A 15,492-nucleotide genomic window follows, 5' to 3' on the forward strand; every position below is an offset into this window, starting at 1 on the left:
AGAACTACGGACACGACGAAACATGACACGCAGTTCGTTGCGCAGCAATGCGCATTGTTCTCGCGCTATGAAACTTCCACGACAAAAGTCGAGACAAAAACAAAAAGCCCGGCGTGAGCCGGGCTTCGTGACAAATGTGTTCTTCAGTCAGCTTGCTTCGTCAGCTCGCTGGTCGTCTCACTCGTCAGCTCACTTGGCGAGCTTGGCGATGCTCTGCGTGAGACGCGACACCTTACGGCTCGCGAGGTTCTTGTGAATGATGTTGCGCTGCGCTGCCTTCATCAGTTCGGGCTCGGCCTTGCTCATCGCCTTCAGTGCCGCTTCGCGGTCGCCGCTCTTGATCGCTTCCTCGACGGTGCGCACCGCGCCACGCATCTGCGTGCGACGCGACTTGTTGACGATGGTGCGGCGGGCAATCTTGCGGGTCGCCTTCTTGGCGGAAGTGGTGTTGGCCATGGTTCTCTAACTGTCCTTCGGCGGTGATCGCTCGTGGTCGGGCTTGCGCGCACCGGCCGGTTCAAATCTCAACTCTGATGTATTTGTCCAAGGTGTCCTTGAGGCGGCCATGCCAAGGCGCATAATGCTGCCCCCGCATGCGGCACTGTCCAAAGAACAGCGGCGGCAGGATTGCGCCCGCCGCCATCGGCCGGTCTTATAGATGGCGCAGGCTCAAGCGTCAACGCTTTCGGAGCCCAAAAAGGGCCGGAAATCGGGCCTGCGGGGGGCGGATAAGCCGCTGAAGAGGTTGAATTTCCGGGGAGCGCCCGGTAAGGCCTGACGGCGCGCCGGGCGCGACAGGGAGTTAGGGTGACGCATGATCCGCGGTTTTTTCCGTCTGATCGGCCTATTGCTGCTGGCTGGCAGCTTCATCTTCATGGTCTATGACGGGGCGCGCTACGTCGCCGACCAGAGCCTGCGGTTCACCCAGTTCGGCCAGTTCTGGAACGATATCCATCAGTCGAGCCAGCAGGCGTTTCATGCCTGGGTGGATCGCTTCGGACCCTGGATCTGGAACGACGTCATCCGCCTGCTTCTGGAGCAGCCGGTGTTCGCGGTGCTCGGCATTGCCGGCATCCTGCTGATGATCCTGTTCCGGCCGCGCAAGCCCCTGATCGGCTACGCCCGGGACTGACCTGGCTGCAGCCCCTCTTGGCCGCAGCCCTCAGTAACGGGGCTGCCATCATCTGCGTAAGGACATATATAGGTGACAGCCGGCCCGCAGGCCGTTGCCGCGTCGGCCGATGTCCCGCCCGGAGGTATCCATGTTGTTCATGCGCAAGACCACCGCGTTGCCGAGCGCCACCGAGGCGCTGCCGGGCCGCGCGACGCCGATCCCGACTGCGACCACCCATTTCGTCAATGGCAGCAAGTTGACGCCGCCCTATCCGCAAGGCCTCGAACAGGCGGTGTTCGGGCTCGGCTGCTTCTGGGGCGCGGAGCGCAAGTTCTGGGAACTCGGCGACGGCATCTACACCACCGCGGTCGGCTATGCCGGCGGTCACACGCCGAACCCGACCTATGAGGAGGTGTGCTCGGGGCGCACCGGCCACACCGAAGGGGTGCTGGTGGTGTTCGACCCGAACAAGATCTCCTACGCGAAGCTGTTGAAGACGTTCTGGGAGAACCACAACCCGACGCAGGGCATGCGCCAGGGCAACGACATCGGCACGCAGTATCGCTCCGCGATCTACACGTTCAGCGACGCGCAGCGCAAAGCGGCTGACGAGTCGCAGGCTATGTATCAGAAGGCGCTTGCCGCCAAGGGCCTCGGCGCGATCACCACCGAAATCGCGCCGGCCGGCGAATTCTACTTCGCCGAGGACTATCACCAGCAGTATCTCGCCAAGAATCCGGCGGGCTATTGCGGGCTCGGCGGCACCGGCGTGTCCTGCCCGATCGGCGTCGGCGTCAGCGCCGCCTGAACGCGGTCCTGATGCTGCAAATCGATGGGAGGCCGGGTTTTCCGGCTTCCCGCTCGATCCTCGAAAACCCTTTATTAACCATAAGTGGTGCAAGACTAGGCTTGTCTCGCCGTTGAGGGATAAGTCCGGTGCCGGTTGCACGCGCGTTACGATTGCCGATCACTGCCGTTATGGCTGCGCTCGCGTTGTCTGGCTGCATGAGCACGTCCGGACCGGCGGTCGGCCCGCAAGGTGTCGATGCCGTCAGCTATGGCCCGGCCTACGCACCCGCTCCGGTTGCCGATGCAGGCGGCGGCGGGGCGATCAGCGCATTGCGCTCGGCCTTCGCCAGCGCTCCCCCTGCTTATGGATATGCCGCGCCGGTCGCCGCCCCGATCGTCTTGGCCGCCGCACCGGGTGAGCCCGCCGGTTACGACAATGGCTATCATCTCGGCCCGGGCGACAAGCTCCGCGTCGTGGTCTATGGCCAGGAAGGCCTGACCAACTCCTATGCGATCGGCGCCGCGGGCGCGATCACCATGCCGCTGATCGGCTCGGTGCCGGCGCGCGGCCGCACGCCCGCCGGTCTCGCCGGTGAGATCTCGGCGCGGTTGCGCAACGGCTTCATCCGCGAGCCGTCGGTGGCGGTCGAGATCGAGTCCTATCGGCCGTTCTTCATCCTCGGCGAAGTCGCAGCGCCCGGCCAGTATCCCTATGTGCCGAACATGACCGTCGAAAGCGCGGTCGCGATTGCCGGCGGCTTCTCGCCGCGCGCCCGCCGCGACAGCGTGACGCTGACGCATACGGATGCGTCCGGCTCCGGCCGCTTCGTGGTGCCGCTGGGCACGCCGATGGGCCCGGGCGACACGGTGTTCGTCGGCGAACGCTGGTTCTGATCACCGCTCGTCATGCGCGGGCTTGACCCGCGCATCCATCTCGGAAAAGTTTTTCGAAGACGATGGATTGCCGGGTCATAGGCGAGCGGAAGCGACGCCGTCCTTTGGACGGCTACGCCCGGCAATGACTGACGCTACTTCTTCAGATGCTTCGCGAAAAATTCCATGCTGCGCGGCCAGGCGATGTCGGCGCTCGCCTTGTCGTAGCTCGCGCGTTCGTCGCAATGGAAGCCGTGCTGCGCGCCCGGATAGATGAAGATTTCGACCTCGGGGCGCTTCGACTTGATGGTCTCGACATCGCTCAAGGGAATGCCGGCATCCTTCTCGCCGAAATGCAGCTGCGTCGGCACCGTCGGCTTGTCGTCGGCGAAGCGCACGACCGCGCCGCCGTAATAGCCGATCGCGGCCGAGAGGCCGGTCAGCTTGGTGGCGGCGGCATAGGCGATGCTGCCGCCGAGACAGAAGCCGATGATGCCGACCGGCCCGACCGGTTTCACCGCATCGATCGCCGCCTGGCTGTCGCGCAGCATCGCGGCAAAGTCCGGGTTGGCGACGAATTTGCGCGCTTCGGCGACCTCATCGGGGGAATAGCCGCTCTGGAAGTTCGGCGTGATGCGGTCGAAGATCGACGGCGCAACCGCGACATAGCCTTCCTTCGCCAGCCGGTCGCAGACCGAGCGGATGTGGTGATTGACGCCAAAAATCTCCTGGATCACGACGATCGCGCCCTTCGGCGCGCCGGCCGGATCGGCGCGATAGGCGCCGAGTTCAAATCCGTCGGATGCTTTCAGTTTGATATCTTGTCCCATGGTCCATCCTTGTCATGTTGGGGGTTGCATGAAGGTCTTGGTGACGCGTTCGAAGCTCTATCGCCACATCCAGTTCTCGCCCCAGTCGCCTTTCCAGCCGGCGAGCCGGCCCTTGCGGAATTGCAGATAGAGACGGTCGCGGTGTGGAAACAGTCCGCTGCCGCCGATATCGCGGAACGTCAGGAAAATCTCGTTGCCGGGCCGTCCGCGGACATAGGTGAAGGGGGTGCCGAGCGCGCGTTGCGCGTCCGCGACGCCCATCCCGAACACCAGCGGTGTGGTGTTCGACAGCGTCGCGGTGAAGGTCGGCGTGGCCGGGCCGCCGAACGGCGGCAGCTTCTCGGCGCTCGCGTCTGTTGCGGCCGCCACGAGCAGCAGGGCGATGGCGATCGATTTCATGGCTTGTCCTTCACGGGTTCTTCACTTGGCCTTTCCTGGCACGCCGGCCTCAAGGCCATCGAGGAACGGCAGCACCGCGGCGATGAAGGCCTGCGGCTGGTCGATGTTGACCGCGTGGCCGGCATTCGGAATCACGGCCTTCTGCGCGCCCGGGATTTTCGCCGCCATGTAGTCGGAGGCGGCCAGGAACGGCGTGTCGTCGGCGCCAACCACGACCAGCGAAGGCACCTTGATCTCGGGCAATGATTCGATCACCCGCGCGTCGCGCTGCGCCAGCATGCCGCGCGCGGCGAGCGCGAGGCCCCGGGCGTTGCGATGCGTGACCGAGGCGCGCTCGGCGCTCAGCGATTTCAGCACCTCGAGCCCTTCGCGATCGAACCGGTCGCCGGTGTCGCGGGCGCGCTGGTTCCAGACCTCGCGGGCGTCGTCCTTCTTGAAGCCCGGGCCGGTGTCGATGATCAATAGCGCGCGCACCCGCTCCGGATGGGCGCGATGAAAGGCCAGCGACATGTAGCCGCCGAGCGACAGGCCGCCGACGATTGCCTTGTCGGCGCCGGCGGCGTCGAGCAGGGCGGCGATATCGCCGACCGTCGCCGCTTCGCTGTAGGCATCCGGATTGTCGGGATAGTCTGATAGCCCGTGCCCGCGCATGTCCCACAATATGAGCTTGTGCCGTTTCGACAGCGCCTCGATCTGGCCCTGCCACATTGCCGAGGTCGACGAATGGCCGTGGGTGAGGATCAGGGGCGGGCCGCTACCGTGGATCTCGTAATAGATATCGACGCCGCTGCGGTTGAGTTTGGCCATTGACGGGCTCCTTCTGTTGTCGATCTCAGGTCCGGCAGCGCTACCGACCTTGGTAGGGCATCGATACGGCATCAATACTGGCATTTCAAAAGCTTCATGCCGTTGCCGCATCGCACAACAGGCAGTTTTCGATATTTATTCTTTTCGATCAATTCCAAATTGGATTGCCTCCAGCCGGGAACCGGATCATTGTTTCGGCAACTGTCGCTTACCCGGTGGGCGCCAGGCGTGACCCAACAGTGAGTAGCCGCCGTAAGCGGCTTCCGACACCGGAAGGGGAGAGAGATGCCAAATCTCAATATCAACGGACGGAATATGTCCGTCGAAGCGGCCAATGACACGCCGCTGCTTTGGGTCATCCGCGAGCAATTGCAGATGACGGGCACCAAATTCGGTTGCGGCGCCGGTCTCTGTGGCGCCTGCACGGTTCACGTCAACGGCGAAGCGGTGCGGTCCTGCCAGACCTCCGTCGCCGACGCCGTCGGCAAGAAGATCACCACCATCGAAGGACTCTCCGCCAAGGGCGATCATCCCTTGCAGAAGGCCTGGGTCGCCGAGCAGGTGCCGCAATGCGGCTACTGCCAGTCCGGGCAGATCATGCAAGCGGCGGCGCTGCTGTCGAAGAACACCAACCCGACGAAAGAGGAAGTGGTCGCGCATATGGACGGCAATCTCTGCCGTTGCATGACCTATTCACGAATCCAGAAGGCGATCATGCGTGCTGCGTCCGACATGCGCACTGCATCGGCCACCGGATCCGAGCGGAGGGCCACATGAACAAGCACGTGAAAAGCCTCGCTCCCGAGACGACCGATCTCAGCCGCCGCTCCTTCCTGGTCGGCACCGCTGCAACCGGCCTCGTGCTCGGCTACGCCGCCGTGCCCGGCATCGACCAGGCGCTCGCGGCGCCCGCACCCGCCACTTTCGAGCCGAGCGTCTGGTACTCGATCGCGCCCGACGGTCTCGTCACCGTGACCTGCGGCAAGGCCGATATGGGTCAGCACGTCGCCTCGACCATGGCGCAGATCGTGGCCGAAGAGCTCGGCGCGAACTGGAAGGACATGCGGGTCCAGCTCGCCTCCAACGATCCGAAGTTCAACGATCCCGTGCTGGGCGCGCAGATCACCGGCGGCAGCTGGTCGACGATGATGAACTTCGACGCCATGAGCCGCGCCGGCGCTGCCGGCCGGATCGCATTGACCGAGGCGGCGGCGGCCGCGATGGGCGTGCCGGCCGGTGAGCTGGTGGTACGCGCATCGACGATCAGCCATCCGAAGTCGAAGAAGTCGATGTCGTTTGCCGACGTGGTGAAGAGCGGCAAGGCGACCAAGACCTTCACGGCGGATGACCTGAAGGCGCTGAAGCTGAAGACGCCCGATCAGTACACCATGATCGGCGTCTCAGTGCCGCAGATCGACATTCCGTTGAAGGTCAACGGCACGGCCAAATACGGCATCGACGTGATGGTGCCGGGCATGGTCTACGGCGCGCTGGTCACTCCGCCGGTGCGTTACGGCGCCACCGTGAAGTCGGTCGACGATAGCGCGGCCAAGAAGCTGCCGGGCTTCATCAAGGCCGTCACCCTCGACGACAAGACCGCAACCACGACCGGTTGGGTCGTCGCGGTCGCCAATACCTTCGCGCAGGCGAAGAAGGCGGCCGAGGCGCTGAAGATCAGCTATGACAGCGGCCCGAACGCAAAACTGTCGAGCGAATCGCTGTTCACCGAGGCCAAGCGGCTGCAGGGGCTGAGCGATTCCGGCGAGTTCTTCGTCAAGGACGGCGATCCGAACGCGGCGTTCGGCACGGCGGCCAAGGTGCTGGAGGCGGAATACACCACCAACATCAATATCCACGCGCCGATGGAGCCGATGAACGCCACCGCGGAGTTCAAGGGCGACATCCTGCATATCTATTCCGGCAACCAGTTCGCGACGCGCTCCGGTGCGATCGCAGCCGGCGCCGCCGGGATCGATCCGAAGTTCGTGGTGATGCACCAGATGTGGCTGGGCGGCGGCTTCGGCCGGCGTCTCGACGCCGACATGATGGTGCCGGCGGTGCAGGCGGCCAAAGCCGTCGGCAAGCCGGTCAAGGTCATCTACTCGCGCGAGAACGACATGACGATGGACTTCTCGCGTCCGTTGACCTTGCAGAAGGTGAAAGCCGGCATGGACGGCGACGGCAAGATCGTCGCGCTGAGCCATGACGTGGTCTCGGCCTGGCCGACCCAGCGTTGGGGAATCCCTGATTTCCTCACGCCATCGGTCGACAAGAAGGGCCCGCTCGACTCGTTCACCGTGAACGGGGCGGACTTCTTCTACACCGTGCCCAACCACTACGTGCGGGCGATCAAGAACGAGATGGCGCACAACGCCACCCCGTCGGGTCAGCTCCGTTCGGTGGCGCCGGGCTGGACGTTCTGGGCGGTCGAAAGCATGATCGACGAGATCGCGCATGCGACCGGCAAGGACCCGGCGCAGCTGCGCATCTCGTTGCTCGACGGCAAGGGCAAGAATGACGGCGGCGCGCAGCGTCTCCGCAACACTCTGCTCGCTGCGATGGGCCTCGCCGGCTATGGCACCAAGCAACTGCCCAAGGGCGAAGGCATGGGCGTGGCCTGCGTGTCGTCGCAGGAGCGCGCCACGGCGAGCTGGACCGCCTGCGTCGCCCATGTTGCGGTTGCGCCATCGGGCGAGGTGACGGTGAAGAAGCTGACGGTGGCGACCGACGTCGGTACGCAGGTGAATCCCGATGGCATCCGGGCCCAGGTCGAGGGCGCGGCGCTGTGGGGCATGTCGCTTGCGCTGTTCGAGAAGGCGACGTTGAAGGACGGCGGCATCGAGCAGACCAACTTCGACACGTACACGCCGCTGCGGATGAGCCAGCTGCCGGAAGTCGCGGTCAACGTCATCGCCAATGGCGAGAAGGCGACCGGCGTCGGCGAGCCTGCGGTGACGGTGGTGGCGCCGGCGATCGGCAACGCCGTCTTCAACGCGGTCGGCGCCCGCGTCCGCGGTCTGCCGATCACCGCGGAGGCCGTGAAGTCTGCGATGAAGAAGGCTTGATGGCCTGAACGAATGAAGACGCCGGAGAGCGCGACAGCTCTCCGGCGTTTTTTCTTGACCGGCGCCGCAAAATTCATGATCCGCCGCTGCTGCCGCCGGCTCGCTGCAGTTTCGGCGGACCTGATTCTGCTGGCGGATTTTGCGGTCGCTCAAATTGTATCCATTGCGCTTAACCGCCGTTCAGCATCCCCATTAAGTCGGAGGGAACGCATCGTCAGGTAGCGTCCGGCGTCGGTCGTTACCGCGACGGGGATGTCATGACTGCCTTGGCCAATAACCAGACTTCGAAGCGCCGTCTCCTGCTGGCGTCAGATCGAAGCGATCAAAGCAACGAACTCGCCAGCATCCTGCGCTCGGTGGGCGAGGTCGATACCATTCCGACCTCGGATATTCCCGAGCAGCCGGCCCGCGATCTCTCCGGCATCGTCGTCGACATCAACCTGCGCTCGCCCGAAGCCGTGCAGCTGGTTCGCGCCAAGCTGCAGGCCGACGCCTATCGCGAGATGCCGCGGCTGTTCGTGCTGGCGGATGCGCTGCATCACGCCTCGATGCAGGCCTGGGCGCTCGGCGCCACCGACACGATCTCGCGGCCGTTCGATGCGCGCGGCATCCTGCAGCGCATCCGCGCCGCATTCCCCGACAACAGCGGCTATGACGAGACCGACCGCGGCAAGGCGCTCAACCGCGGCGTCGAGGCCGCGCACGGCGTGATGGTCAAGATGTTCGAGCGGATGCGCGCCGGCGAGCCGCTCAAGTTCGAGGACATCGTCGCCGCCGAGAACAAGATCCTCAAGGCGATCAAGCACAATTCACTGCGCGAATGGCTGACCACGGTCGGCTGCCATCACCAGGAGACCTATCGCCATTGCCTGTTCGTGACCGGCTTCGCGGTGGCGTTCTCGCAGCATCTCGGCATGCGCGAGGACGACCAGCGCCGGCTCGCCCGGGCCGCGCTGCTGCACGATGTTGGCAAGGCCTTCGTTCCGGTTGCGCTGCTCGACAAGCCCAGCGCGCTGACGGTCGAGGAAATGGCCGAGATGCGCGAGCATCCGCGCCGCGGCTATGAGGCGCTGTCCGCGCAGGGCGGCTTCCCGCCGGAAATGCTCGACGTGATCCTGCACCATCACGAGTTCCTCGACGGCACCGGCTATCCCAACGGCCTCAGCGGCAACCAGATCAGCGACATCGTCCGCGTCACCACGATCGTCGATGTCTATGCCGCCCTGGTCGAGAAGCGCGCCTACCGGCTGCAGTTCACCCACGCCAAGGCGTTCTCCATGATGGAGGAGATGGGCGGCAAGCTCGACCAGCAATTGCTGCAGGCATTCCGCCCGGTGGCGTTCGGGCATTATTGAGCCGCAACGGCCTCCGCGTCATTGCTTCGTCGCTTCGCTCCTCGCAATGACGCGGAGGTGAAGTGTTTAGCCAATCAACGCAAGTCCGCGTCCTTACCTCCGCCTAGATTCCGGTGATCATCGGCGCGACCGATGCTTTGGCGGTTGAGGACGATCATGGACACGGCAACGACCGGGGATCTCGACATCCCCGCAGACATCGCGGCAACCCTCGTTGATCCGGTCGCCTATGCCGACGATCGCATCCACGACGCCTATCGCTGGCTGCGCGCCAACAACCCGCTCGGCATCGCCCGGCCGGAGAAATTTGATCCGTTCTGGGTGGTGACCAAGCACGCGCATATCCAGGCGATCAGCCGCCAGAACGACCTGTTCCACAACGCCGACCGGCCGACCACGCTGACCAACCAGGCGCTCGAGGAACGCGTTCGCAAGATCACCGGCGGGCCCAATCTGGTGCGTTCGCTGGTGCAGATGGATGCGCCCGACCATCCGAAATACCGCGCGCTGACGCAGGGCTGGTTCATGCCGGCCAATCTCGGCAAGTTCGAAGGCCGCGTCCGCGAGATCGCGCGGGCCACGGTGCAGCGCATGCTCGACCGCGGCGGCGCCTGCGATTTCGTCGAGGACGTCGCGCTCGGCTATCCGCTGCACGTCATCATGGAGATCCTCGGCGTGCCGGAGGCGGACGAGCCGCGCATGCTCAAGCTGACGCAGGAGCTGTTCGGTCCACAGGATCCCGACACCGCGCGCGTCCGCGACGCGCTGAGCGCGGAACAAGTCTCCGTGATGTTGCAGGCGATCATCGCCGACTTTTCCGCTTACTTCCGCACGATCACCGAAAATCGCCGCCAGAACCCGCGCGAGGATCTCGCCACCGTCATCGCCAACGCGAAGATCGGCGGCGACTATATGCCCGAGCACGATCAGACCAGCTATTACATGATCGTCGCAACCGCGGGCCACGACACCACCTCATCCTCGACCGCGGGCGCGATCTGGGCGCTGGCGAACGACCCCGCGGAATTCGCCAGGGTGAAGGCCAATCCGGAACTGATCCCGGGCCTGGTCGACGAGGCGATCCGCTGGATGACCCCAGTCAAGCACTTCATGCGCTCGGCCACCGCCGACACCGAGCTCGGCGGCCGCGAGATCGCAAAAGGCGACTGGCTGATGCTGTGCTACGCCTCGGGCAATCGCGACGAGGAGGTGTTCGAGGAACCCTATCGCTTCCGCAGCGACCGCAAGCCCAACCGCCATGTCGCGTTCGGCTACGGCGCGCATCTCTGTCTCGGCCAGTATCTCGCCAAGCTCGAGATGCGTATCCTGTTCGAGGAGTTGCTGCCGCATCTGAAATCGCTGTCGCTCGACGGCGAGGTGAAGATGACGCAGGCCTATTTTGTCAACGGCCCGAAGAAGCTGCCGATCCGGTTCGAGGTGAATTGAGATCTTCCACCGTCATTCCGGGATGGTCCGAAGGACCAGACCCGGAATCTCGAGGTTCCGGGTTCGATGCCTTGCATCGCCCCGGAACGACGTCGCCGTCACTCCAGCATCTTCCTCAGCTCCGCCTTCGCGACCTTCTCCAGCGTCGAGCGCGGCATCTCGTCGACGAAGCGGATTTCCCGCGGCACCTTGAAGTCGGCAAGCGCCGCGCGGCAGGCGGTCATGACCTTATCGTGCAGATCGGCGGGCGACGCCGCGACGCCGGCCTGCGGGATGATGAAGACGACCGGCACCTCGTCCAGCATCGGGTGCTTCTTCGCCACGACGGCGGCTTCGCGCACCCCCGGCACCACCGCGATCACCTGTTCGATCTCGGAGGCCGCGACATTCTCGCCGCCGACCTTCAGCATGTCCTTGGACCGATCGCCGAACCTGATATAGCCGCGCTCGAGCAGCGTGACGCGGTCGCCGGTGACGAAATAGCCGTGCTCGTCAAAGCTCTCGCGTGTGGCCTTCTCGCTGTGCAGATATTCGGCGAACAGCGACAGGCCGGGAATGCCCTTGATCAGCAGATTGCCGGTCTCGCCGACGCCGGTCGGCGTGCCGTCATCATTGGTGATGCGGATTTCGTATTCGGGTGCAGCGCGGCCGATCGACATCGGCGTGTTCGGCTGGTCGACCTCGCCGATGATGCCGTGGGTGATAGTCTCGGTCATGCCCCACCAGCCGATGATCTTGACGCCGAACACCGCGAATGCGGGCGGCTCGTTCACCGCGGTGCCCCAGAGCCTGAACTTGTGATTCTTGGGGACCTCCTGCTCGAGCAGCGCCTTCATGCAGAACGGGATCGTCGAGGTCCAGGTCGCGCCGTGCTCGAGCGCCACCGGCCAGAACCGGCTCGCCGAGAAGCGCGGCTGGATCACGCAGGTCGAGCCGACCCACAGGCTCGCCAGCATCGAATAGGCCAGCGCGTTGGTGTGAAACAGCGGCAGGTAGGTCTGGTGCACATCAAAGGCGTGCAGGTCCTGATGCGCCGCATTGATCTTGGCGCCCCACAATGCGTTGGCATGGGTCCACAGCACCGCCTTCGGCCGCGATGTGGTGCCGGAGGTGTATTGCACGCTGCAGGGAGCGAGCGGATCGGTCGGGCGCTGCGGCCGGTCGGCGCTGTCGGCAAACAGCGCCTCAAAACTGTCGCCGCGCGCGGGCGCCTGTGCCGGCGCTTGCCCCGCATCATGCGAGGTCACCGCGATCCAGCGCAGGCCCTTGCAGTTCGTGGCAATCAGTTCGGCATAGGCCGGCTGGGTGATCGCGGCGACAGCGCCGCAATGGCCGGCAAAGTACTCGATCTCGGCCGCAGCCGAGCGGGTGTTGGTGGTGACGGCAATGGCGCCGAGCTCGACGCAGGCGAACCACGACATGATCGCCTCGATGCAATTATCGAGATGGATCAGGACATAGTCGCCCTGCCTGATGCCGCGCCTGGCGAGGCCCGCGGCCAGCGCGCCAACACGCTCGCGGAATTCGCCGTAGCTCCAGCGCCGCGCCGGCGCATCGAACGGGGCCCAGATCAGGAACGGATGATCGCGGCGCACCTCGGCGCGCATCCTGAGCAGCCATGGCACGTCGAGCCCCGCAAACGGTCCCACGACGCCCGGCACTGGCTTTGCATTGGTCATATGTCCTCCCGCGCGCCGCTTCAGCGGCTGCTTGCTTGTTCTTGTCGGCAGCCCTTGTGCCACCGTGCGCGGCCGCGGGCAAATTCTGATATATTTCCGCGAGGCGCAACAGCGCGAACCTCAGGCGCGCAATTGCGCGTCATGGTTCGATGCTTCACATCGCCCCGGATAACGGCCTTAAGCGTCAGTCCTGATACGACGAGATCTCGATCAGGCTGCCGTCGGGGTCGCGGCAATAGACCGAACGCAGCGTGCCGCGCGCACCCTGCTTGGCCACCGGGCCTTCCTCGATCTTGACGCCATTGGCCTTCAGATGCGCGACCACTTCCTCCGGTGTGCTCGAGGTCAGGAAGCAGAGATCGTCGCTGCCCGCCGCTTCGTGATCGGCGGTGAACCAGTCCACCTTGTCGGCATCGCGCGGCCGCACATTGATCTTCTGGTTGCCGAACACCAGCGAGGTGCGCGGTGTCTTGCCGTTGCCGGGGTCGAACACCTTCACCTCCATGCCAAGGATCCTGCTGTACCAGGCAACCGAGCGCACGACATCGGTGACGTTGATCACGAGATGGTCGAGCCCATTCACCTTGACGGACATGCGCGATCCTTTTCGGTCCAGAGTCTCAATACAAGAATTCAGCGCTTCGGTTCTGATGCAATCGGAGCCGAAGCTTAGCCTTTCGTCGCGGTCGGTGGCGCACGTGTCGCACTGGCCGCTTCAGACATTGTTTGTTAAAACCGCGCCGCACGCAACGCAACAGAAACGGGCAGGGCGCCAAACCCTGCTGGATCGGGAGAAACTTCATGATTTCACGCCGTACCGCGCTGGGCCTGATCGGGTCGGGGATTTCGACATTCGCGATCGGCCGCGCGTCCGCCGCCGACTATCCGGCGCGGCCGGTGCGCTGGATCGTGGGCTATCCGCCCGGCGGCGCCACCGACATCATCGCGCGGCTGGTCGGGCAACGGCTGTCGGAGAAGCTCGGCCAGCAATTCGTGATCGAGAACAAGCCGGGCGCCGGCAACAATATCGGCACCGAGGCTGCGATCAACGCCGAGCCAGACGGCTACACCGTGCTGCTGGTCAATCCGGCGAACTACATCAACGCCTCGCTCTACGCCAATCTGAAGTTCAACTTCGTGCGCGACGTCGCGCCGGTCGCTTCCTTTAATCGCGTGCCGAACGTGATGACCGTCAACAAGGACGTGCCGGCGAAGAACGTCGCCGAGTTCATCGAGTACGTGAAGGCCAATCCCGGCAAGGTCAACATGGCCTCGTCTGGCAACGGCACCTCGGTGCATCTCTCCGGCGAGATGTTCATGTCGATGACCGGCTGCAAGATGCAGCACGTGCCGTACCGAGGCGCCGCGCCTGCGATCACCGACATGCTCGGCGGTCAGGTGCAGGTGATCTTCGACAACATGCCCTCGATCATCCAGCACATCCGTTCCGGTTCGCTGCGCGCGCTTGGCGTGACGACGACCGAGCGCTCCTCGCAACTGCCCGACGTGCCGGCGATCGCCGACACCGTGAAGGGCTATGAGGCGAGCGCGCTGTTCGGCATGGGTGCGCCGAAGAACACGCCGAAGGAACTGATCGCCAGGCTCAACAGCGAGATCAACGCCGTTCTCGCCGAACCCGACATGCGGAAGCGTCTGGTCGAGCTCGGCGGCGACTCGCTGATCCAGGCACCGGACGCCTTCGGCAACGACATCAAGGCCGAGACCGACAAATGGAAGAAGGTGGTCGAGTTCGCCGGCCTCAAGGTCGAGTAGGCCTCGCACCTTCTGCGGCGCTGACGCGAAACGGATGCCCTTCAGACGCTTGCCCGAGACGCCGCACTTCACTAACTGCGGCATCTCGGGAAGTCGGAGTGATTCGGATCATGCGCAGATCGCAATTGGCAGTGCTTGTCCTTGCAACGATGACGCTTGCCGGTGCGGCGAGCGTCACGCCTGCCTCCGCCGATCCCTATGACTATCCGTGGTGCGCGCAGGGCCCGAGCCTCGGCTATCCCGGCGAATGCGCCTATCAGACCTATGATCAGTGCCTCGCGAGCGTGTCGGGACGCTATCTCGCCTGCGGAGAAAATCCGCGCTTCCTGTTTCGCCCCCAATTGCAAGCGGAACCGCGGCCGCACCGTCGCTGGCACCGGCATCGGCACCACCGGCAGTAGCCGCCTGAGCAATTTCCGCTCTCAGCCTGCAATCGTTCCAACCACCTCGCCCGATGCTGCCGCGGCCTTGACGCGATCGTGAAAACGCCCGCTTGACGCCGCGCCGTTTGCGTCTATACTAAACCTTATGGTTAAGGATCAGGACGAAACGCTGGACCGCACCTTCGCGGCGCTTTCCGATCCCACCCGCCGGGCGCTGCTGGCCCGGCTCGGCGAGCAGGACAGCCTGTCGGTGAGCGAACTGGCGCAGCCATTCGCGATGTCATTGCCGGCGATCATGAAGCATCTCGACGTGCTCACGGATGCAGGCTTGGTCGCGCGCGAAAAGACCGGCCGCACGGTGGCCTGCCGGCTCACCGCCAGGCCGATGGAGCAGGCGATGAACTGGCTCAATCGCTATGCGCAATTCTGGTCCGACAATCTCGATCGCCTTGCCGCTTTTGTGGAGGAAGACCCATGGTCAATCAATCGGCCAACAAATCCGCATTCGCCGCCGACGCCGGCCTCGCCGCGCGTCCAAGCCTCACCCTCACCCGGCGGCTCCGCGCGCGGCCGGAGAAAGTCTACGCCGCGTGGACCGAGCCGGAAAACCTAGCGCGGTGGTTCGGTCCGGGGCAGGTCAAGCCCGGCACGACCCAGGCCGAGCTCGATGTCCGCGTCGGCGGGCGCTACCGGATCAAGTTCACCGGCACCAACGGGGAATATCACGAGGTCGGCGGCGTCTATCGCGAGGTGGTGCCGAACGAAAGGCTGGTGTTCAGCTGGGCCTGGCATTCGACCCCGGAGCGCGAGTCCGAGGTGACGGTGTCGATCAGGCCGGATGCCGGCGGCACGTTGCTCACTTTCCATCACGCGCAGTTCGTCGATGAGACCGCCCGCGACAACCACCAACGCGGCTGGACCGAATTCCTCGGCAATCTCGAACACTTCGTCGACGCCTGAACAGGGAGCATCCCAAGGA

General features: G+C 64.5%; 16 protein-coding genes and 1 pseudogene. 11 read left to right on the forward strand and 6 right to left on the reverse strand.

All coding sequences use genetic code 11. From position 1 onward, the window contains the following. Positions 1-189 precede the first annotated feature (189 nt). Positions 190-456, reverse strand: coding sequence for a 30S ribosomal protein S20 (gene rpsT, locus K359_RS0111125; RefSeq protein WP_029079417.1), 267 nt, complete (start codon positions 454-456; stop codon positions 190-192). Between the two features lie 358 nt (positions 457-814). Here rpsT and K359_RS0111135 point away from each other — a divergent pair, with 358 nt between their 5' ends. The 3 genes from K359_RS0111135 (at position 815) to K359_RS0111145 (ending at position 2,797) form a co-directional block, all read left to right on the forward strand. After that, positions 815-1,132, forward strand: coding sequence for a hypothetical protein (locus K359_RS0111135; protein ID WP_029079418.1), 318 nt, complete (start codon positions 815-817; stop codon positions 1,130-1,132). 130 nt (positions 1,133-1,262) lie between these two features. Beyond that, positions 1,263-1,922 (forward strand): peptide-methionine (S)-S-oxide reductase MsrA, encoded by a 660-nt coding sequence (msrA, locus tag K359_RS0111140; protein WP_029079419.1) that lies wholly within the window; start codon positions 1,263-1,265, stop codon positions 1,920-1,922. Between the two features lie 170 nt (positions 1,923-2,092). Continuing rightward, a complete protein-coding gene (locus tag K359_RS0111145) occupies positions 2,093-2,797 on the forward strand; it encodes a polysaccharide biosynthesis/export family protein (protein WP_198031144.1) in 705 nt (234 codons plus the stop codon). A gap of 134 nt (positions 2,798-2,931) precedes the next feature. On the opposite strand, the gene K359_RS0111150 is transcribed toward K359_RS0111145, so the two are convergent. From K359_RS0111150 to K359_RS0111160, 3 genes are read right to left on the reverse strand one after another with little or no spacing between them, the layout of a single operon-like run. Next, positions 2,932-3,606, reverse strand: coding sequence for a dienelactone hydrolase family protein (locus K359_RS0111150; RefSeq protein WP_029079421.1), 675 nt, complete (start codon positions 3,604-3,606; stop codon positions 2,932-2,934). Positions 3,607-3,663: 57 nt separating this feature from the next. Then, positions 3,664-4,005 carry a hypothetical protein gene (locus tag K359_RS0111155; RefSeq protein ID WP_029079422.1) on the reverse strand — a complete coding sequence of 114 codons (342 nt, stop codon included), beginning with the start codon at positions 4,003-4,005 and terminating at the stop codon, positions 3,664-3,666. Positions 4,006-4,026: 21 nt separating this feature from the next. Further along, positions 4,027-4,812, reverse strand: coding sequence for an alpha/beta fold hydrolase (locus K359_RS0111160; RefSeq protein WP_029079423.1), 786 nt, complete (start codon positions 4,810-4,812; stop codon positions 4,027-4,029). Between the two features lie 285 nt (positions 4,813-5,097). Here K359_RS0111160 and K359_RS0111165 point away from each other — a divergent pair, with 285 nt between their 5' ends. From K359_RS0111165 to K359_RS0111180, 4 genes are all read left to right on the forward strand, one after another. Then, complete coding sequence (locus tag K359_RS0111165; RefSeq protein ID WP_026192016.1) at positions 5,098-5,589, forward strand: (2Fe-2S)-binding protein; 492 nt, start codon at positions 5,098-5,100, stop codon at positions 5,587-5,589. Continuing rightward, positions 5,586-7,877, forward strand: a complete 2,292-nt coding sequence (locus K359_RS0111170; RefSeq protein ID WP_029079424.1) for a molybdopterin cofactor-binding domain-containing protein — start codon at positions 5,586-5,588, stop codon at positions 7,875-7,877. The genes K359_RS0111165 and K359_RS0111170 overlap by 4 nt, the downstream gene beginning before the upstream one ends. A 257-nt stretch (positions 7,878-8,134) precedes the next feature. Further along, positions 8,135-9,232 (forward strand): HD-GYP domain-containing protein, encoded by a 1,098-nt coding sequence (locus K359_RS0111175; protein ID WP_029079425.1) that lies wholly within the window; start codon positions 8,135-8,137, stop codon positions 9,230-9,232. Positions 9,233-9,388: 156 nt separating this feature from the next. Continuing rightward, positions 9,389-10,678: a cytochrome P450 gene (locus K359_RS0111180; protein ID WP_029079426.1), complete on the forward strand. Its 1,290-nt coding sequence runs from the start codon at positions 9,389-9,391 to the stop codon at positions 10,676-10,678. A 98-nt stretch (positions 10,679-10,776) separates the two neighbouring features. Here the strand turns inward: K359_RS0111180 and K359_RS0111185 are convergent, their stop codons facing one another. Beyond that, positions 10,777-12,357 carry an AMP-binding protein gene (locus K359_RS0111185; protein WP_029079427.1) on the reverse strand — a complete coding sequence of 527 codons (1,581 nt, stop codon included), beginning with the start codon at positions 12,355-12,357 and terminating at the stop codon, positions 10,777-10,779. A gap of 184 nt (positions 12,358-12,541) precedes the next feature. Beyond that, the gene (locus K359_RS0111190) at positions 12,542-12,952 is read right to left on the reverse strand and encodes a VOC family protein (RefSeq protein WP_029079428.1); all 411 of its coding nucleotides are present in this window, start codon (positions 12,950-12,952) and stop codon (positions 12,542-12,544) included. A 206-nt stretch (positions 12,953-13,158) separates the two neighbouring features. Here K359_RS0111190 and K359_RS0111195 point away from each other — a divergent pair, with 206 nt between their 5' ends. The 4 genes and pseudogenes from K359_RS0111195 to K359_RS0111210 all read left to right on the forward strand — a co-directional run bounded on the left by K359_RS0111195 (position 13,159) and on the right by K359_RS0111210 (position 15,473). Continuing rightward, positions 13,159-14,130: a tripartite tricarboxylate transporter substrate binding protein gene (locus tag K359_RS0111195; protein WP_029079429.1), complete on the forward strand. Its 972-nt coding sequence runs from the start codon at positions 13,159-13,161 to the stop codon at positions 14,128-14,130. 110 nt (positions 14,131-14,240) lie between these two features. Continuing rightward, the gene (locus tag K359_RS0111200) at positions 14,241-14,531 is read left to right on the forward strand and encodes a DUF3551 domain-containing protein (protein ID WP_029079430.1); all 291 of its coding nucleotides are present in this window, start codon (positions 14,241-14,243) and stop codon (positions 14,529-14,531) included. 127 nt (positions 14,532-14,658) lie between these two features. Further along, positions 14,659-14,850, forward strand: a pseudogene (locus tag K359_RS64340) (ArsR/SmtB family transcription factor); the annotation flags it as partial. Positions 14,851-14,987: 137 nt separating this feature from the next. Further along, positions 14,988-15,473, forward strand: coding sequence for an SRPBCC domain-containing protein (locus K359_RS0111210; protein WP_029079432.1), 486 nt, complete (start codon positions 14,988-14,990; stop codon positions 15,471-15,473). The last annotated feature ends 19 nt before the right edge of the window (positions 15,474-15,492 follow it).

Origin of the sequence: Bradyrhizobium sp. th-b2, assembly GCF_000426785.1 — a bacterium.
Classification (GTDB): Bacteria; Pseudomonadota; Alphaproteobacteria; order Rhizobiales; family Xanthobacteraceae; genus Bradyrhizobium; species Bradyrhizobium septentrionale.